The 18331-nt window shown below is 55.9% G+C and carries 15 protein-coding genes; 10 read left to right on the top strand and 5 right to left on the bottom strand.

Going from position 1 to position 18331, the window contains the following annotated elements; all coding sequences use genetic code 11:
• Positions 1-48 precede the first annotated feature (48 nt).
• The 5 genes from CTZ24_RS04570 to CTZ24_RS04590 all read left to right on the top strand — a co-directional run bounded on the left by CTZ24_RS04570 (position 49) and on the right by CTZ24_RS04590 (position 4767).
• On the top strand, positions 49-1608 hold the full coding sequence (locus CTZ24_RS04570; protein ID WP_208724934.1) for an OPT/YSL family transporter: 1560 nt from the start codon (positions 49-51) through the stop codon (positions 1606-1608).
• Between the two features lie 14 nt (positions 1609-1622).
• Positions 1623-2555: a DUF1177 domain-containing protein gene (locus CTZ24_RS04575; RefSeq protein ID WP_208724935.1), complete on the top strand. Its 933-nt coding sequence runs from the start codon at positions 1623-1625 to the stop codon at positions 2553-2555.
• A gap of 2 nt (positions 2556-2557) precedes the next feature.
• Positions 2558-3235 carry an AroM family protein gene (locus CTZ24_RS04580; protein WP_208724936.1) on the top strand — a complete coding sequence of 226 codons (678 nt, stop codon included), beginning with the start codon at positions 2558-2560 and terminating at the stop codon, positions 3233-3235.
• A 104-nt stretch (positions 3236-3339) separates the two neighbouring features.
• Positions 3340-3624 (top strand): pyrimidine/purine nucleoside phosphorylase, encoded by a 285-nt coding sequence (ppnP, locus tag CTZ24_RS04585; RefSeq protein WP_021185889.1) that lies wholly within the window; start codon positions 3340-3342, stop codon positions 3622-3624.
• Between the two features lie 294 nt (positions 3625-3918).
• Complete coding sequence (locus CTZ24_RS04590) at positions 3919-4767, top strand: hypothetical protein (protein WP_208724937.1); 849 nt, start codon at positions 3919-3921, stop codon at positions 4765-4767.
• A gap of 103 nt (positions 4768-4870) precedes the next feature.
• Here CTZ24_RS04590 and rdgC read toward each other — a convergent pair whose 3' ends face one another.
• The gene (gene rdgC, locus CTZ24_RS04595; protein ID WP_208724938.1) at positions 4871-5782 is read right to left on the bottom strand and encodes a recombination-associated protein RdgC; all 912 of its coding nucleotides are present in this window, start codon (positions 5780-5782) and stop codon (positions 4871-4873) included.
• A gap of 130 nt (positions 5783-5912) precedes the next feature.
• Between rdgC and mak the strand changes: the two genes are divergently transcribed.
• The gene (gene mak / locus CTZ24_RS04600) at positions 5913-6824 is read left to right on the top strand and encodes a fructokinase (RefSeq protein WP_208724939.1); all 912 of its coding nucleotides are present in this window, start codon (positions 5913-5915) and stop codon (positions 6822-6824) included.
• Between the two features lie 86 nt (positions 6825-6910).
• Here the strand turns inward: mak and eat are convergent, their stop codons facing one another.
• Positions 6911-8275 carry an ethanolamine permease gene (gene eat, locus CTZ24_RS04605; RefSeq protein WP_021185885.1) on the bottom strand — a complete coding sequence of 455 codons (1365 nt, stop codon included), beginning with the start codon at positions 8273-8275 and terminating at the stop codon, positions 6911-6913.
• 263 nt (positions 8276-8538) lie between these two features.
• Here eat and CTZ24_RS04610 point away from each other — a divergent pair, with 263 nt between their 5' ends.
• Complete coding sequence (locus CTZ24_RS04610) at positions 8539-9543, top strand: phosphotransferase enzyme family protein (protein ID WP_208724940.1); 1005 nt, start codon at positions 8539-8541, stop codon at positions 9541-9543.
• Positions 9544-9704: 161 nt separating this feature from the next.
• On the top strand, positions 9705-10760 hold the full coding sequence (gene qhpR / locus CTZ24_RS04615; RefSeq protein ID WP_021185883.1) for an AraC-like transcriptional regulator QhpR: 1056 nt from the start codon (positions 9705-9707) through the stop codon (positions 10758-10760).
• On the opposite strand, the gene CTZ24_RS04620 is transcribed toward qhpR, so the two are convergent.
• The 3 genes from CTZ24_RS04620 to sbcD form a co-directional block, all read right to left on the bottom strand.
• A complete protein-coding gene (locus CTZ24_RS04620) occupies positions 10720-11148 on the bottom strand; it encodes a cell envelope integrity TolA C-terminal domain-containing protein (RefSeq protein WP_021185882.1) in 429 nt (142 codons plus the stop codon). The genes qhpR and CTZ24_RS04620 overlap by 41 nt on opposite strands.
• Before the next feature lie 123 nt (positions 11149-11271).
• Complete coding sequence (locus CTZ24_RS04625; protein WP_208724941.1) at positions 11272-14799, bottom strand: AAA family ATPase; 3528 nt, start codon at positions 14797-14799, stop codon at positions 11272-11274.
• Positions 14796-16013: an exonuclease subunit SbcD gene (gene sbcD / locus CTZ24_RS04630; protein ID WP_208724942.1), complete on the bottom strand. Its 1218-nt coding sequence runs from the start codon at positions 16011-16013 to the stop codon at positions 14796-14798. The genes CTZ24_RS04625 and sbcD overlap by 4 nt, the downstream gene beginning before the upstream one ends.
• Before the next feature lie 196 nt (positions 16014-16209).
• Here sbcD and phoB point away from each other — a divergent pair, with 196 nt between their 5' ends.
• Both phoB and phoR read left to right on the top strand, forming a co-directional pair.
• Positions 16210-16899: a phosphate response regulator transcription factor PhoB gene (gene phoB / locus CTZ24_RS04635; RefSeq protein ID WP_021185878.1), complete on the top strand. Its 690-nt coding sequence runs from the start codon at positions 16210-16212 to the stop codon at positions 16897-16899.
• Between the two features lie 14 nt (positions 16900-16913).
• Complete coding sequence (phoR, locus tag CTZ24_RS04640) at positions 16914-18227, top strand: phosphate regulon sensor histidine kinase PhoR (RefSeq protein WP_208724943.1); 1314 nt, start codon at positions 16914-16916, stop codon at positions 18225-18227.
• Positions 18228-18331 lie beyond the last annotated feature (104 nt).

Below are 18331 nucleotides of genomic sequence, written 5' to 3' on the forward strand. Positions count from 1 at the left end.
GGCGGTGCGTAATCACGTTTTCGCCAGGGTGAATTTACGGGGAATAACATGCGTCACACCAATCCAATAAAAAGTCTCGGAGTGGGTTTAATGCTGGTATTGCTGTCCGTTGCGGGCGCAATTATCGGCGTACAATTAATTACGACCATCGGGGTCACCCCCAATACCTCAATTATCGGCGCGCTCTTTGCCATGCTACTGGCGCGTATTCCGTTGAAATGGTATCAAAGCTACCGTTCGGTCGAAGTGCAGAACCTGGCGCAAACGGCCATCTCTTCCGCCACTTTTGGTGCTGCCAACAGTTTGCTGATGCCGATTGCTGTGCCCTGGGCGTTGGGTGAACCACAATTGGTGCTGCCGCTGTTTGTCGGCGTCAGCGCGGCGATGCTGCTGGATGCTTATCTGCTCTATCGCCTGTTTGATACCCGCGTATTCCCGGCCAGCAACGCCTGGCCGCCGGGCGTTGCGGCCGCCGAAGCGATCAAAGCCGGTGACAAAGGTGGCCGTCAGGCGTGGCTGCTGGTGGTGGGGATTGTCGGCGGGATTGTCGGCTCGATGCTGAAGATCCCGATGTCGGCATTTGGCACCGCGTTTATCGGCAATATCTGGGCGCTGACGATGCTCGGTGTTGGCTTCCTGTTGCGTGCTTATTCCCAGCCAGTGGCGGGCATTGATATCAACGCGCTGTATATCCCCCACGGCGTAATGGTGGGTGCCGGTCTGGTGGCGTTGATTCAGGTGGTGCAGGTGATCCGCAGTGGTCGCAATGAGGCGATCAATGTCAGCCGTAGCGACAGCGAAGTGAAGCGCTCGCTCGGTTTCGGCACCGTTGGTTACATCGTTATCTCGGCATTACTGGCGCTGGCGGGCGGTTTGTGGAGTCAGATGGGCCTGCCGATGCTGGTGTTATTTATCGTCTATGCCGCCTTTGCTGCCTTTGTGCATGAGTTGATTGTCGGTATTGCCGCGATGCACTCCGGCTGGTTCCCGGCGTTTGCTGTGGCGCTGATTACCTTAATCCTGGGTATTTTACTCGGCTTCCCGCCGTTGGCGCTGTGTCTGCTGTGTGGCTTTACCGCCGCTACCGGCCCGGCGTTTGCGGATATGGGCTACGACCTGAAAGCCGGTTTTATCCTGCGTGGTAACGGCGCGGATGTGCAGCAGGAGCTATGGGGGCGTCGCATCCAGCTGATTGCCGCGATGATCGCTTTTGTGATCGCCATTCCGGTGGTGTGGTACGCCCATAACCTGTTCTTCGCAGAGAACCTGCTGCCGCCAGTGGCGCGCGTATATGCCAAAACCATTCAGGCCGGTGCAGAACCGGGTATCGCAGGCAGCCTGCTGATGTGGGCCATTCCTGGTGCGATCATTCAGTTGATTGGTGGACCGAAGCGTCAGCTTGGCGTTCTGCTGGCGACCGGCTTGCTGATTAACAACGCGGCTGCCGGATGGGCGGTGCTGGTAGGGATTGCGCTACGCGTTCTGATCCTGCGCGTCTGGGGCGAGCGTGGCCGGTCACCGATGGAGGTGATGGCGGCAGGTTTTATCGCCGGAGATGCGCTCTACAGTTTCTTCCATTCACTTTTTGCCAGTAGCAGTAAGAAATAATCAGGGAATCCAACATGAGTTTACAGCAGACACTGCAAGTCTTTGAGTTACTCGATAGCGCTTTCGTCGATGGTCAGCAGGTGGTTGATTTGTTCGCCGCCTATCCGGGCGTCAGCGCCAGCACCAAACGCGTCAGCGGCCCGAAAGGACGTACCGACTTTGTGCGCATCGATATTCCGGGGGCACAGGGTAAAAGCAAGGGCGGCAGCGCCCCAACGCTCGGCATCATTGGCCGTCTGGGCGGTATCGGTGCGCGCCCGACGCGCATCGGCATGGTGTCGGACGCCGACGGTGCTGTGGCAGCGGTCAGCAGCGCGCTGAAGCTGGCGCAGATGCAGACCAAAGGCGATGTGTTGGCCGGGGATGTGATCATCACCACCCATATCTGCCCGGATGCGCCGACCCGTCCACATGAGCCGGTGGATTTTATGGATTCACCGATCGACGATGTCACCATGAACGATAACGAAGTGGTGGCGGGTGTGGATGCCATCCTCTCCATCGATACCACCAAAGGCAACCGTATCCTCAATTACAAAGGTTATGCGCTGTCGCCGACGGTGAAAGAGGGTTACATCCTGCGCGTGTCGGAAGATCTGTTGCGTATTATGGAGATGACCAGCGGTCGCCCGGCGGTAACTTTCCCGATTACCACCCAGGACATCACGCCGTACGGTAACGGGGTTTATCACCTCAACAGTATCCTGCAACCTTCAACCGCGACCGATGTGCCGGTGGTGGGTGTGGCAATTTGCGCGGAATCGGTGGTGCCAGGTTGTGGAACCGGAGCCAGCCACGAAGTGGACATCGCCAGCACGGTGAAGTTTGCCGTGGAAGTGGCGAAAGAGTTTGGCCGCGAAACCTGCCAGTTCTATGACGCGCAGGAGTACGCACTGCTGCTATCTTTGTATGGTAGCCTCAGCCATCTGCGTTCCCGGAAATCATAAGTATGAAAACATCCCTGATTACCCTGACCATCGGTCAGTCTCCGCGCAGCGACATTCTGCCGCTGTTGCAGGCCCATCTGCCAGTAGAGCAGGTGGAGCACGCCGGTTTGCTTGACGGCCTCACCCTTGCGGAAGTGGAGCAGCACTATACGCCAGTTGCCGGTGAGAAAGTGCTGGTGTCGCGTATGCTGGATGGGCAGCAGGTGCGTCTGTCGGCGCATCAGGTTGAGCAGGGATTGCAGCAGAAGATCTATGCACTCGAGGATCAGGGTTACAACACGATCCTGCTGCTGTGCACTGGCGAATTTGGCTCGCTGAAAACCCATAAAGCGTTGCTGCTGGAGCCGGATCGTATTATCCCGCCGTTGGTCGGCGCGATTGTGCATGGGCACAAAGTCGGGATTGTGGTGCCGGTTGAGGAGCAGATCGCGGAACAGGCCAATAAGTGGCGCAATCTGGGTACGCCGCCGTGTTTTGCGGTAGCCAGCCCCTATCTGGCGCAACAGGCGGATCTGGTGGAGGCGGGGCTGTCGCTTCAGGAGCAGGGGGCTGATGTGGTGGTGCTCGATTGCATCGGTTATCACCAGAAGCATCGTGATTTTCTGCAAAAGATGTTGGGCATTCCGGTGCTGTTGTCCAACGTGCTGGTTGCCAAGCTGGCTGCGGAATTGATCGTTTAATGCATGGGGATCACAAGTTGTGATCCCTTTTGTCATTTCGCGTGACAGATCAGCGAGTTCCCTTGTAATCTGCCTGTTATCTTAATGTGCTGTGAGGAAGTGATATGCTCAACGTGAGTGAGTATTTTGACGGAAAAGTGAAGTCCATTGGTTTCGATAGCGTCACCATTGGTCGCGCAAGCGTGGGCGTAATGGCGGAAGGCGAATACACCTTCGGCACTGGCCAGCCGGAAGAGATGACTGTGGTCAGCGGCGCGCTGAAAGTGCTGCTGCCGGGTGAAAGCGAGTGGAAGTGGTATGAAGCAGGCAGCGTGTTCAACGTGCCGGGCCACAGCGAATTCCATTTGCAGGTGGCTGAGCCAACGTCTTATCTGTGCCGCTATCTGTAAGTATCCTATCCAGGCCGCAGCGTTTCGCTGCGGCCTTTTTTATTATCGGTAGCACAGGGATGGTGCTAACACCGTTAAATCGAAAATTCAGAAAATATTTTATCTGTATTTAAAACGGTTATTTGTTTTATTTTTCTTCATTCCTTTCAAGAAATTAAAAATGTTCTTAGTTACTTGGTGTTGTAATAATGCCATGAAAAATATAGCTTTTTCTTTATTGGCAAGGTTGCGATCGACGGTCATGTAGATTAAAAAGTATATTCACATCGCATGATGTATTTATCTGGAGGCTGTATGTCTTTTGCTAATGTCTATCGATTGCCGCCCGGGATAACCCGGCACTTATTTAATCCTGTTACAGCACGAGCAACCACGGAAATAAAGAAAGCGGTTAAGTTTATTGGTCATAACTGTGCCTGCCTGTCTACCAATCAATGCAAAAAGCACAGCGTGAACGAGGGGCTGAAAGAGTTACAACCGACCAATAAACACTGGTTTATGAAGGATTCCCCTATGCTTCCGCGGCTGGTTGGCGTGCCGGGATCAGTGAAGTTAACCGGTAATGCGGTAACACCTTTCAGTGCAGGAACATTGAAGAATGAAAAAGAATCTGGCAAGGAGAAACTCAGCCTGAATAACTTGTGGGCCTGTTATCCCGAAAAAACAACACCATGCCCGGTGGAGTTGAAAAATAAGCCCGGTGCTACGTTGTCTGAGTCCGAACAGGCGGATTCCGGGGTTGAAAGTCTCTCGGAGTCGGAATCGCCGGATAACGTTTTTATTACTAACTGGGATAATCTTGGTAAGGAGAGTTTTTCGGTACAAAAAAATCCGGAGCAGACCAATAATTTACCGGAAGAAAGTGAACCGGGCGAGTATAACCCATTCCGTATTATCGTTGCGGAAAATGCCGGAAAGTTCTCGAATAAAAGGGCGTGGCAATTTAGTGAGAAGTTTGAGAATTATCATCCGCAGTTCAAAACGATAAAAGAAGAACCGTCTTCTCAGACACCTGTTGAAGAAACCGTTATCCGGCATGAGAAGGTGTTGGTCGTCGGCGAAAAATTAAAAATGAAGAATGTGCAGAATGTCTTTGCAATAAAAAGAGATGATCTATATCAGGAGGAAACGACACGACTTTAAATCTCATCTCTAATGCACATTCTGTAGCGGCGCGATTTATCGCGCGCCATTGACGTTAATGTTGCGAACAACAAGCGCGATAAATCGCGCCGCTACGAATAAGTTAGCGCTGCGCTTCTCCGCCCAGAGCTTCCACCAGATTACTGATCAATGCCGCCAGTTCACTGGTCATCAGAATGAAATCAGCATCGAAACGCTGAGCAAAATCATCACGATCGATATCGTCATTTTGCTCACGCAGGGTATCGCTGAATTTCAGGCGTTTCACTGACGCATCATCAGCGATAACAAACTGAATCCGCTCCTGCCAGTCGAGCGCCAGTTTGGTGACCACTTTACCGGCTTCGATATGGGTAGCGATTTCGTCCGACACCAGATCCTGCTTTTTACAGCGAATCACGCCGCCTTCTTCCAGCAGTGCTTTTAGCTCGGCTTCATCCATCAGCGCGAAACCAGCAGGCAGCTCGCCTGAACGCACCCACTCGGTCAGGGTCAGTTCAATCGGGCTTTCCAGGGTTAATGGCACCACCGGAAGCGAACCGAGGCTTTTGCGCAGCAGTGCCAGGGTATCTTCGGCTTTTTTTGCGCTGGCGCAGTCAACGATAATCAGATTGTTGACGGTGTCGATCCACATAAAGGTCTGGCTGAAACGGCTAAAGGCGCGTGGCAGCAAGCTGTGGAGCACTTCATCTTTCAACGAATCCTTTTCGGTCTTCTTCAGCTTGCGACTTTGTTCCGCTTCCAGCTTGTCGATTTTGGCTTCCAGCGCCTGCTTTACCACCGGCGAAGGCAGAATTTTTTGCTCGGTACGGGCACAGATCACAATCTGACCATTAACTACGTGCGTCAGCGCCTCGCTACGGTTACCCATAGGGGAAACCCAACCGGTTTTTGCCATATCCTGGCTACCGCAGGGTGAGAAGGTGAAGGCATCGAGCTGTTTTTCCAAATCGTCTGCGGACAGCGGAATGTCACGATTCAGACGATAAACCATCATATTTTTAAACCACAACATCGGGATTCCTTACCGGGGGAAATCTATCAGTCAGCGCGCATCATAGCGAAACATCGGCTGGGTTTCATTGCCTTTACCGCAACGGCTCTCTACTGTGTCTCTCAACCTAACGAATAATGAGGAATAAAACGTGCGTATTGGTATCGATTTAGGCGGCACCAAAATTGAAGTGATTGCACTCTCAGATCAGGGGCAGGAATTGTTTCGTCACCGCGTGAATACCCCGCGTGACGACTATGGTGCGACGGTACAGGCGATTGTTGATCTGGTGCATCTGGCAGAAGAGAAGACCGGGCAGCAGGGGACGGTGGGATTGGGTATTCCGGGCACCATTTCGCCCTATACCCAGCGGGTAAAAAATGCCAACTCCACCTGGCTCAATGGTCAGCCGTTGGATAAGGATTTGGCGCAGGCGCTGAATCGTGACGTGCGTATTGCCAACGACGCGAATTGTCTGGCGGTATCTGAAGCGGTTGATGGTGCCGGTGCGGGAAAACCGCTGGTATTTGCGGTGATTATTGGCACCGGTTCTGGCGCCGGGGTGGCAATTAATGGTGAGTCACGCATTGGCGGTAACGGCAATGCCGGTGAATGGGGCCACAATCCACTGCCGTGGATGGACGAAGATGAGCTGCGTTATCGTGCGGAAGTACCGTGCTATTGCGGCTTGCAGGGCTGCATCGAGACGTTTGTGTCCGGTACCGGATTTGCCATTGATTATCAGCGCTTGAGCGGCAACGCGCTGAAAGGGGCGGAGATCATCAAGCTGATTGAGCAGCAGGATCCGGTGGCGGAGCTGGCGATGCGCCGTTATGAAATGCGTCTGGCAAAATCGCTGGCGCAGGTGGTGAATCTATTGGACCCCGATGTGATCGTGCTGGGCGGCGGGATGAGCAATAACGATCGTTTGTATCAGACCGTGCCGACGTTGATGAAGCAGTGGGTGTTTGGTCGTGAGTGCGAAACGCCAGTGTTGAAGGCGGTGCATGGTGATTCCAGTGGCGTGCGCGGTGCGGCGTGGCTGTGGCCTTTAAAAGACTAAATGTAGTGCTGTGACGTAGCGGCGCAATTTATTGCGCGGTTTTTTCGTGTCTCGCGCGATAAATCGCGCCGCTACGTTACGTTTCCTTATTCCCCGACCAGCATCGAATCCTGTGGTGCGTTGTCGCGCTGCGCCTTGGTCGCGAGGAAGTAGATATAACCCACCACCATAATCGCGACAAACAGGCCGCCAATGACCGGGTTAAACCACAGCATCGCCACTAAACACACCAGCGACAGCACCAGGGCGATGCCCGGCACAATTGGGTAACCTGGTGCGCGGAAGCTGCGTTCCAGATCAGGCGCAGTACGACGCAGTTTGAACAGGCTCAGCATGCTCATCAGATACATCACAATCGCGCCAAATACCGCCATGGTGATCATGGCTGCGGTCAGGCTCATGCCTTGCAGGTTAATCCAGCCGTCGCTGTAAATCGCGGCGATACCGATCACGCCACCGGCGATAATGGCGCGATGTGGCGTCTGGAAGCGGGACAGTTTCGCCAGACCCTGTGGCAGATAACCGGCACGCGCCAGGGCAAAGAACTGACGTGAATAGCCGAGGATGATGCCGTGGAAGCTGGCGACCAGACCGAACAGGCCAATCCACACCAACATATGCATCCAGTTGGAGTTTTCACCGACGATCATCTTCATCGCCTGCGGCAGCGGGTCGTTAATGTCGGACAGTTTGCGCCAGTCACCGGCACCGCCCGCCAGCAGCATCACGCCAATCGCCAGCACCACCAGCGTCAGAATACCGGTGATATAGGCTTTCGGAATGGTGCGCTTGGGATCTTTGGCTTCTTCTGCCGCCATCGCCGCGCCTTCAATGGCGAGGAAGAACCAGATGGCAAAAGGAATCGCGGCAAAAATACCCGACACCGCAGGCATACCAAAATGCTCGCTACCGGCCCAGCCGTTGGCGGCAAAGTTGGCAATGCTGAAGCCCGGAGACACCACGCCCATAAACACCAGCAGTTCCAGCACCGCCAGCACCGTCACTACCAGCTCAAACATTGCCGCCAGCTTCACGCCAAGGATATTCAGCGTCATAAACACCAGATAGGCACCGACCGCTGCGGTTTTTGGGTTGAGTTCTGGATACTGTACGTTGAGATAAGCACCAATCGCCATAGCAATGGCCGGAGGGGCAAACACAAACTCGATCAGCGTTGCCAGACCGGCGATCAGGCCACCGGTTTCGCCAAAGGCGCGGCGGCTGTATGCAAACGGACCACCGGCATGTGGAATCGCGGTGGTCAGTTCGGTGAAGCTAAAAATAAAACAGGTGTACATGGTGGCGATCAGCGCCGTGGTAATGAGAAATCCCAGCGTCCCTGCTACGCCCCAGCCGTAACTCCAGCCGAAATACTCCCCGGAAATGACCAGGCCAACCGCGATACCCCAAAGATGCAGGGTTCCCAGGGTGGGTTTGAGCTTGCTCGTCATAATCTTATCCCCGTCGTTATTGTTGAGTGCGGTTGATTCACCGCGCCGGTTTATCGTTTGCGCTACAGTGAAGGGGATAATGCCGCTGCCTCTCACGGGAAAACTTGACGCAGGCGCAGTGAGTTTTGTCCTCCACGGTCAACTCTGACGCAAGAAAAGTGCCAGATGCTCGCTGCGGTCAACTTTGGGTCATCTGCGGTCAAGCAGTCAGGACGACGTCATCCCATGCTGATAACACTGTTGTCATCCCTGGAGCCTGATGAATGAGTGCCAAACAATCCGACACCCTGACAAATGCTGAAATCACCGTGCTGGCGCAACAGGCGCTGGCCTGCTATCCCGCCGCACTTCAGGGCGAGCTGAAATTGCTGTGCCGTTCCGAAAACGCCACTTTCCTGTTGCTGGCGGGAGGGAAACGTTACGCCCTGCGCCTGCATCGTCCTGACTACCACAGCAAAGCCGATATTCTCAGCGAACTGCTGTGGCTGGATGCACTGCGCGAAACCGGCATCATGGTGCCGGAAGCGATCCCGGCCAACGATGGCGAAACCGTGTTATCCCTGCGCCTGCCCGATGGCGAAATACGCCATGCGGTGCTGTTCCACTGGATCGAGGGTGACATGCCGACCACCGATGTCGATCCCAAAGCCTTCCAGCAGCTCGGTCATATCACTGCCCGCCTGCATCAGCACAGCAAAAACTGGCAGAAACCGCAGGGTTTCCAGCGCATCATTTGGGATCATCACACCATGGTGAGCGAGCAGAGCCACTGGGGACGCTGGCAGGATGCCCCCAACCTCAATCCGGCTGATCATCAGGTGGTGGAACAAGCGATCGCCCGGGTTGGTCAGGAGTTGCAGGGGTTTGGCAAAGGCGCGGATCGTTACGGGTTGATCCATGCCGATCTGCGTTTAACGAATCTGCTGCTGCACAAAGGGGAAACCCGGGTGATCGACTTTGACGATTGCGGTCTGGGTTGGTATTTGCACGATCTGGCGGCAGCGATCAGTTTCGTGGAACACCATCCGCGTGCCGAAGAGTGGGTGGAGAACTGGATCCGGGGTTATGAGCGGGTGGGGCATATCAGCGATGCAGAGATGGCGCTGGTACCGACGCTGCTGATCCAGCGCCGTATCCAGCTTACCGCGTGGATGGGATCCCATGCCGAAACCGAGATGGCGTTGAGTCTTGGGCCACGCTGGGCGGATCATTCGGTACGCCTGTGTCGTCGCTATCTGGAAAACAGTCAGCTGCCGGTCGGGGCCTGATGCACCATCAGTGAGCGTGGCTGCGCCGTCACGGTGCTCGCCACGTTCACTATCCCGTCTGATCATTGTTTTTTCTGCGTTGCCCGCCTGGTACGAAAATTGCTGGATACGGTAATTCGATTCACTCCTGCGTATCCTGTGAGGTCAGCATGAATTCACTGATGAGACAGTCCGAGGCGTTCAGCGCCATATCGGCTCAGGCCAGCGCCAGCAACCGTGGTGTGCTGGCGGCAGCGGCCACCGGCCTGAGCGACTTTATTACCGGCAAAGGCGGCGATGTGGATCGCATCTTTGGCATCAGCGGCATCGATTCCGAGCTGCTCGCCAGTCCGACCCTGAGTCTTGGTCTGGTTAACTATTGCCGCGTGATGGAAGAGGCCGCGCGACATTCCGGTTTTGATAACTTCGGTTTGCACTACGGCAGGCAGTTCAAACCGCAGTCATTAGGCCTGATTGGCTACATCGGACTGTGCTCGCCGACGCTGGAGCAGGCGCTGCATAACGTGGTTAATGCTTTTCCGTGGCATCAGCACGATACCCTGACGCGGTTGGTGGATAAAGGCGACTGCTGGCGGCTTGATTATCAGGTGCGTCACGGGGCGATTTTGTCGCGGCGTCAGGATGCGGAGTTGACGCTCGGCATGTTTCTCAACCTGATTCGTCATGTGGCGGGGAAAAACTGGGCACCGCGTGAGGTGCATTTTGAACATCCGCGCCCGGAGCAGTGGCATGAGCACTGCAAAGTCTTTGATGCCCCGGTCTGGTTCGATCAACCTTTCAACTCGCTGGTGATCCCGAAACGCGATCTGCTGCGTGCAATGCCGGAGCAGGACCCGATGTTGCTGATGGTGATGCAGGATGCGATCCGTCGCCTTAACAGCAGCGCCAGCCAGCAGAGCGTGGTGGAGCAGGCACGCTCGCAGGTCAATCTGTCGCTGATCCAGGGCGAACCGGTACTGGAAGAGATTGCCGATAAAATGGGGCTGTCGAGCTGGTCGTTGCAGCGTCGTCTGCGCGAGGAGGGCATCAGCTTCAGCGCGCTGGTGGACAAGGTACGTTGCGAGATGGCAACCCATTACCTGCAACAGAAACAACTGCCGATTTCCGAAATGGCGCTGCTGCTGGGTTATTCCGAGGTGAGCGCCTTTTCCCGCGCCTTCCGTCGTTGGTTCGGCATCAGTCCGCGCCAGTGGCGGCAAGATGGACTGGCAAGCTGACCTGTTGCGGCGCAAAACCAAACCACGCTGGCTGCCCGCGATCGGGCGGCGGCGGTAATCCCTGCGATTGACCAATCAATTGCCAGGCCCGCAGACACAGTGGCTCATCGCCCTGTGTCTGGGTGACGGCATAGCGTCCACTTTTTTCCCACTCCAGTTGCACCAGACAACGCTGGCCCGCATAGTGGCTGGCATCGTGGAAGGCCCGTACCAGTTTTTGCTGCATCTCATCAGCCCATTTGCATGATACGCTACCCGGCGCAATTTCAGGCTGACACAAATTTGCTTGTGCATCTTTCTGATCGGATTGAAAATTTTGACAGGCGCTCAACGACACCATCATCGCTATCCCGCCTGCCAGACTCGCCATTTTGTTAATTAAATTCATTCATGTGCCATAGTTTTCGCGAAAGTTCGGATTGCACCCGTTTTCCAGTCTACAGACCGACTCTGCAAATGCTATGGCATTCATCCTGGTGTCGATAAAACCAGAATTTGCCGCACCGTGCGGTTACGGCAATTCCAGTTTGCTGTATCCCAGACCATTCATCTTACGTACCCTGATCTGCACCGGAATACGCTCCTTCATCGCTTCCACATGGCTGATAACGCCAATGGTTTTGCCGCTGGCGTTCAACGCATCGAGCGCGTCCAGCGCGGTGTCGAGCGTCTCGGCATCCAGCGTGCCAAAGCCTTCATCAAGGAACAGCGATTCGATGCGGGTTTTGCGGCTGACGAGGTCGGATAACGCCAGCGCCAGCGCCAGGCTGACCAGAAAACTCTCGCCACCGGACAGTGTGCGGGTGTCGCGGGTGGCATCGGCCTGCCAGGTATCCACCACATCCAGTTCCAGCTCATCCGTGGCACGACGTTGCAGCAGATAACGACCATGCAGGCGATCGAGCTGACGGTTCGCCAGCCATACCAGGTGATCAAGGGTTAACCCCTGGGCGAAACGGCGGAATTTGTCACCTTTGGCGGAGCCGATTAACTCGTTAAGTTGGCTCCATTGCACCAGTTCCGCTTCGTGGCTGCTGATTTGCGTCAACAGCGCCTGCTGCTGCTCACGTAGTTGCGTGTCGCTGGACAGCTGCTGCTGTGCCTCTCCCTGTTGACGTGCGTTGTCGCGCAGCGCCACGCGCAAGTTTTCCAGCCGGGGGCCGATCTCTGCCGCCAGTTCGTCGCTCAGTTCGGCCGGACGTTGTTGCTGGTGGGCAGTGACGCGCTGCGTCAGTTGTTGGCTCAGGGTGATGTGCTGTTGATGCTGTTGTTCCAGCGCCTGTAAACGCTGACGCAGTTGCTCAACATCGGTAGCATCAAGCAGCGCTGCGCGTAGTGCGGCTTCGTCGGCAAAATCACTGCGCTGCAAAGCGCTGAGGAAATCTCGGGTTGCTGCCTCCAGACGAGCGGTTTGTGCCTGTTGCTGCTGTTCGATTTGCGCGCGTTGGCCGTCCAGGCTGTGCGCGGCGCTTTGCGCCTGCTGCCAGGCCTGTAATTGCTGCGCTACTTCCTGTTCGCATTTGTGTAGCGCCGCCTGGTGCGCCTGACGTTCGGCCTGCACCTGGCGGTCGCCAAACAGTTGCTGCCGACGCTGTTGCTGTTCGCTGCATTGCTGTTGCAAGGTGCTGAACGTTTGTTGCAACGCCGCGAGACGCTGCTGTTCACGCGCAAGATTCTGTTGCAGGTTGTGGTGCTCGCTGTTGGCTTTCGCCAGCTGCGGTTGCAGGGTGGTGAGTAACCGCTCACTCTCCTGCCATTTCTGCCAGCGTAGCTGCAACGCGCTCAACCAGTCTTCACGCGCCTCGCGCGCGGGTAGGGTGAGCTGATGTTGGGTCAGTTGCTGTGCCAGTTGTTGGCTGAGTTGCTGCCACGCAGCCCGCTCGGCTTCGCTACGCTGGTTGAGATCGTTCAGCGTCTGCTGCACGCTGGTAATTTGCTGCTGTGCCAGTTGCTGCTGTTGCAGATGCTCCAGCCATTCCCGTAGCTGATTTTCCTGCTGATCCTGCTCGCGTTGCCAGCGGGTCACATCGTCCTGCTGCTCCAGCGTGAAGGTGAGCGCGAGCTCACCGGTCAAGCTTTGCCACTGCTCACTCAGCGTGCTGAGCTGCTGCCCGATTTCCCTGAGTTCCTGCTGCAACGCCTGCTGTTGCAGCAATGACAGGCGTTGCTGCTCACCTTTGGCGGTGCCGGATTCTTTGAGCTGAGCAACACGAGTTTGCAATGCCGCAAGACGCTGTTGATTCTCGCCAGGTTCCAGTTGGCGATATTGCTCAATGGCCGGATGCTGACAGGAACCACACAGCGGGCAAGGATGATTAGGCTGCAAGCGGGCACGTTCATCGGCCAGTTGAGCGATTGTGCGTTCCTGGTCACATATGGTCTGCACATCAAGCATCGCCTGATTCTCACGCTTCCACTCCTCGCGCAGCGCCTGTAAAACCTGTTCTTCCGCCTGATAGTGCCGGGTAAGCGTATCCAGTTTTGCCTGACGTTGTTGTTGCTGTGGCTGGAGTGAACGCCACTGCGCCGTCAACAGGGTCAGTTGCTGACGCGATGCACGTTGCACCTGATGTTGCGCTAACGTATCACGGACCTGATCGATAGCAGGAGGCGCGGCTGGCAGCGCCTGCTGACGGGCAGCGAAAGCTTGCTGGAGCTGCTCAAGCTGCTGTTGTTGCTGCTGTTGCTGATTGCTCAACTGGGTGACGGCCAGCTCACGTTCATCCAGCCGGGTAATGTCGGATTGCCAGCGCGCCAGATGCTCGCCCCAGGCCGCGACGCTGGCTTCGCGGGTGCGCCATTGTTGCTGCTCATCCCACAGTTGTTGTAAGCGTTCACTCTCCTGTTGTTGCTGGCTGAGTGCGGTGCTGTTTTGCTGCACCAACTGCTGTTGCGCCGTTATCTGGCGCTGCTGTTCGCTGACCTGCTGTTGCAGGGTCGCGATGTGTTGATCAAGTGGGATGACCTGCTCGGTCAGCAGCGTTTCCAGTTGTTGTTGTGCGTGCTGTGCCTGCTCGCGCGCCTGTTGGGCCGTGTGGAAACGTGCTTCACCTTGCTGCTGGGCATGGATCGCCTGTTGATGCTGCGCTTGCACCTGCTGCATTTGCCGGGCGAGGGCGATATTTTCCTGTTCCAGCTGTGTGCGCTGTTGCAGTTTATCGCGTAATTTTTCCGCCGGTTCGGCGCGCGCCAGCCTCTGACGTTCAGGTTCGGCCTGGTGCCACGCGTTTTCTGCCGCCTGCAACGCCTGTTGCGCCTGCTGCTGTTCGCCAGCCAATTGTTGTGACTGACTCAGCCACTGTTGTTGCTGCTGCGCAGTGGTGAGCTGCTGGTTCAGCGTGACCTCGGCTGCATTGAGTTGTTCCAACTGACTTGCCAGCTCAGCCCGCCGCGTCTCATCCAGCAACGACATTCCTCCGGCGCGGGCGCGCAGCGTGTCGAGATCGGCACGCGCGCTTTTGTAGCGCTCGAAAATCTGGATTGAGATTTGACCGTAGATCTCGGTGCCGGTCAGCTCCTCCAGCAGCTCGGCGCGCTCGCCAGGTTTGGCATTCAAAAAGGCAGCAAATTGCCCCTGCGACAGCATCATTGAGCGGGTAAAGCGGGCGAAATCAAGACCGGATAGGGTTTCGATCAGTTTTAATTTGTCGCCCACTTTGTCGGCAACAATTTGGTTGTCGGCACAGCGCGCCAGCTCAACGCGCGGAGCCTGCAATTTGCCGTCGGCCTGACCACGGGCGCGGTTCTGGCTCCAGAAGGCACGCCAGGCTTCACCCTTGATCTCAAACTCCACCTCGGCGAGGCATTCGGCGGTATCCCGGGTGATCAGTTCGTTCTGGGTTTGCGACAGCACGCCGAGGCGTGGCGTCTGGTGATACAGCGCCAGACAGATGGCGTCGAGCAGGGTGGTTTTACCGGCGCCGGTGGCCCCGGTAATGGCAAACAAACCGTTACTGGCAAATGGCTCACGGCGAAAATCGATAAACCATTCTCCGCGCAGGGCGTTGAGGTTTTTAAAACGCAGCGTCAGGATTTTCATGCAGAGGGGTTCTCCAGCGCGGCTAGGGTGGTGCGAAACAGTTGCGTAAGGTGTGCTGCCTGGTCGGCATCCAGATCCTCTTCCAGCGCCAGACGACGCGCAAACACCTCTTCAACCTGCAATTCGCTCAGGGTTTCGTTATCCAGTCGCGCCAGGCTGCGGCTGCGCTGTTCGCGACTGCGGCGTACCAGTAGCACCTCCACCGGTAAGTTTTCCGTCAGTTGTTCCACGCGGCGTTGCAGGTCGCTCAGGTGCTCCTGAGTGGTGATTTCAATATCCAGCCACACCGCCAGTTCGCCCTCTTTTTCTTTGAACAGCGCCAGTTGCCGTTCGATATCCGCCAGCGATCCTTTCAGCATCTGCATTGGCTGGAACAGCGGGATGGTCAGCGGCGTCACGGCATCAAGGCCGGTGCTGAAATCCAGCAGAAACACGCTCTTGTCGCGGCCCAACTCATCAAAGCTGAGTGGAATGGGCGAACCGCTGTAGCGAATATGATCGCTGTCAGCAATGCGTTGTGCTCGGTGAATATGGCCGAGTGCGATGTAATCCGCCGCAGGGAATGCCTGCGCCGGAAAGGCATCGAGGGTGCCGATGTAGATATCACGCACCGAGTCGCTTTTGGTTACGCCGACGGTGGTGAGATGGCCGGTGGCGATAATCGGCAGTTTGCCCCCGAGTGCTGCGCGCTGCGCCTCTGCGGCGGCAAAGCAGTGCTGATAATGTTGTTCGATGGCTTCCAGCAGCGACAGCTGTTTTTCCCGCCCGGACTGTCCGGCCTGGCTGCGCAAAATATCGCGCGGGCGCAGATAAGGGATGGCGCACAGCAGCGCGCCTGGCGTACCGTCGCGCTGCTTCAGGGTCAGCACCTGCTGCTCGCCCTGCGGCGTAGCGCTGGTGATCACCTGCGTGTTGAGGCAGGCAAGCAGTTCGCGTGATTCATTGAGCGTTGCCACCGAATCGTGGTTCCCTGCCAGAACGATCAACTGGCAGCGGCTGGCCTGCAACGCCACCACGAAGCGGTTAAACATTTCACGCGCATAGCTTGGCGGTGAGCCGGTATCAAACAGGTCACCGGCGATAATCAGCGCATCCACCTGATGCTGGTCAATCTGCTGGCGCAGCCAGTCGAGAAATGCCTGATGTTCAGCAGCGCGACTTTTGCTGTAAAAGAACTGGCCCAGATGCCAGTCTGCCGTATGGATGATGCGCATGGATGCTCCCTGCCAGAAAAAGCGATGGGGAATTATAACGACTTCACCACGAAAGCAAAAAAAACGCCTCACGGCTGTCACATTTCTGTTTTTCCACTAAATTTCCAGGGTTGGGTTTTTCATAAAAGTGTCATAAAACTGACGCATAATGACGCCGCAAATCCCAGTGACAGCCGTCATATCAGCAGGAGTAATAATGGCTAAGCGCATTTTGGTTGTGGAAGACGAAGCTCCCATCCGTGAAATGTTATGTTTCGTGCTGGAACAGAACGATTACCAGCCGATTGAGGCGGAAGATTATGACAGCGCAGTAGGGAAGCTCATCGAACCCTGGCCGGATTTGATTTTGCTGGACTGGATGTTACCCGGCGGTAGCGGTATCCAGTTTATCAAGCACCTGAAACGTGAAGCCATGACGCGCGATATTCCGGTGATGATGCTGACGGCGCGTGGCGAAGAAGAAGATCGTGTACGCGGTCTGGAAGTGGGCGCTGACGATTACATCACCAAACCGTTCTCCCCGAAAGAGTTGATGGCGCGTATCAAAGCGGTGATGCGGCGTATTTCGCCGATGGCGGTGGAAGAGGTGATTGAGATGCAGGGACTGAGCCTCGACCCGTCATCACATCGCGTGATGTCCGAAGCCACGCCGCTGGAGATGGGACCGACTGAGTACAAATTGCTGCACTTCTTTATGACGCACCCGGAACGCGTTTACAGCCGCGAACAACTGCTGAACCATGTCTGGGGTACCAATGTGTATGTCGAAGATCGTACTGTCGATGTGCATATCCGTCGTTTACGTAAAGCGCTGGAGGTCTCCGGCCACGATCGCATGGTACAAACCGTACGCGGAACAGGGTATCGTTTCTCTGCTCGCTACTAAACGGAGTCTTTACCGTGCTGGAACGACTCTCCTGGAAGAGATTATTGACCGAACTGGTGCTGGTCTGTCTGCCGGCACTGATTTTAGGTCTGGTATTTGGCTATCTCCCCTGGCTGCTGCTGATCGCGGTCTTGGGTTTGCTGTTGTGGCATTTCTGGAACCTGATGCGACTCTCCCATTGGTTATGGGTTGATCGATCCATGACGCCGCCCGGTGGACGCGCCAGCTGGGAACCGCTGTTTTACGGGCTGTATCAAATGCAGTTGCGTAACCGTCGTCGTCGTCGCGAGCTGGGCAACCTGATCAAACGCTTTCGCAGCGGTGCGGAATCGCTGCCGGATGCGGTGGTGCTAACCACCGAAGAGGGTATCATTTTCTGGTGTAACGGCCTGGCGCAACAGCATCTCGGCCTGCGTTGGCCGGAAGACAATGGTCAGAACATCCTCAACTTGCTGCGCTATCCTGAATTCTCCCGCTATATCCGCCAGCGTGACTTTAATAAGCCGCTGACGTTGGTGCTGAATAATCAACGTCATATGGAGTTTCGCGTGATGCCCTACAGCGAAGGGCAGTGGCTGATGGTGGCGCGTGATGTGACGCAAATGCATCAACTGGAGGGCGCGCGACGTAACTTCTTCGCCAACGTCAGCCATGAGTTGCGTACCCCGCTGACGGTGTTGCAAGGCTATCTGGAGATGATGAACGATTCGGTGATGAACGAACGTTCACGCAGCAAAGCGTTGCAAACCATGACGGAGCAAACACGACGTATGGATAGCCTGGTGAAGCAACTGCTGACGCTGTCGCGCATTGAAGCTGCTCCCGCCCTCGATATGAAAGAGACGGTAGATGTGCCGACCATGCTGTTGCTGCTCCAGCGCGAAGCGGAAACTTTGAGCCAGGGGCGTCATGAGATCCATTTTCACACCGATCCGCATCTCAAAGTGCTGGGTAATGATGAACAGTTGCGCAGCGCCATCTCCAACCTGGTGTATAACGCGGTCAACCATACGCCGGAAGGGACGCGCATTGATATCAGCTGGCTACGTAATAAACAAGGTGCCGAGTTTAAGGTGTGCGATAACGGGCCAGGGATCAGCCCGGAACATCTGCCACGTTTGACCGAACGTTTCTACCGGGTGGATAAAGCGCGTTCGCGCGCTACCGGTGGCAGCGGCCTTGGGCTGGCGATTGTTAAGCATGCCCTCGGTCACCACAACGCCCGGCTGGAAATCACCAGCGTGCCGCATCAGGAAACGTGTTTCAGCTTTATCCTGCCGTCACGGTTGATCGTCGCCAGCCAGATACGGGAGAATGTGGCGCAATAAGCGTTCTGATTTCCCCGTAGCGGCACGATTTATCGCGCGCCGTTCAATTGGAACACCAAAAAACTGCGCGATAAATCGCTCAAAAGACTGCGCGATAAATCGCG

The organism is Pantoea phytobeneficialis (genome assembly GCF_009728735.1).
In the GTDB taxonomy this organism is placed as follows: Bacteria; Pseudomonadota; Gammaproteobacteria; order Enterobacterales; family Enterobacteriaceae; genus Pantoea; species Pantoea phytobeneficialis.

Bases quoted from the DNA above. Each gene is read 5' to 3' on its own strand.
- CTZ24_RS04570 (WP_208724934.1), top strand. From the start codon at position 49: ATGCGTCACACCAATCCAATAAAAAGTCTCGGAGTGGGTTTAATGCTG.
- CTZ24_RS04575 (WP_208724935.1), top strand. From the start codon at position 1,623: ATGAGTTTACAGCAGACACTGCAAGTCTTTGAGTTACTCGATAGCGCT.
- CTZ24_RS04580 (WP_208724936.1), top strand. From the start codon at position 2,558: ATGAAAACATCCCTGATTACCCTGACCATCGGTCAGTCTCCGCGCAGC.
- ppnP (WP_021185889.1), top strand. From the start codon at position 3,340: ATGCTCAACGTGAGTGAGTATTTTGACGGAAAAGTGAAGTCCATTGGT.
- CTZ24_RS04590 (WP_208724937.1), top strand. From the start codon at position 3,919: ATGTCTTTTGCTAATGTCTATCGATTGCCGCCCGGGATAACCCGGCAC.
- rdgC (WP_208724938.1), bottom strand. From the start codon at position 5,782: ATGTTGTGGTTTAAAAATATGATGGTTTATCGTCTGAATCGTGACATT.
- eat (WP_021185885.1), bottom strand. From the start codon at position 8,275: ATGACGAGCAAGCTCAAACCCACCCTGGGAACCCTGCATCTTTGGGGT.
- CTZ24_RS04610 (WP_208724940.1), top strand. From the start codon at position 8,539: ATGAGTGCCAAACAATCCGACACCCTGACAAATGCTGAAATCACCGTG.
- qhpR (WP_021185883.1), top strand. From the start codon at position 9,705: ATGAGACAGTCCGAGGCGTTCAGCGCCATATCGGCTCAGGCCAGCGCC.
- CTZ24_RS04620 (WP_021185882.1), bottom strand. From the start codon at position 11,148: ATGAATTTAATTAACAAAATGGCGAGTCTGGCAGGCGGGATAGCGATG.
- CTZ24_RS04625 (WP_208724941.1), bottom strand. From the start codon at position 14,799: ATGAAAATCCTGACGCTGCGTTTTAAAAACCTCAACGCCCTGCGCGGA.
- sbcD (WP_208724942.1), bottom strand. From the start codon at position 16,013: ATGCGCATCATCCATACGGCAGACTGGCATCTGGGCCAGTTCTTTTAC.
- phoB (WP_021185878.1), top strand. From the start codon at position 16,210: ATGGCTAAGCGCATTTTGGTTGTGGAAGACGAAGCTCCCATCCGTGAA.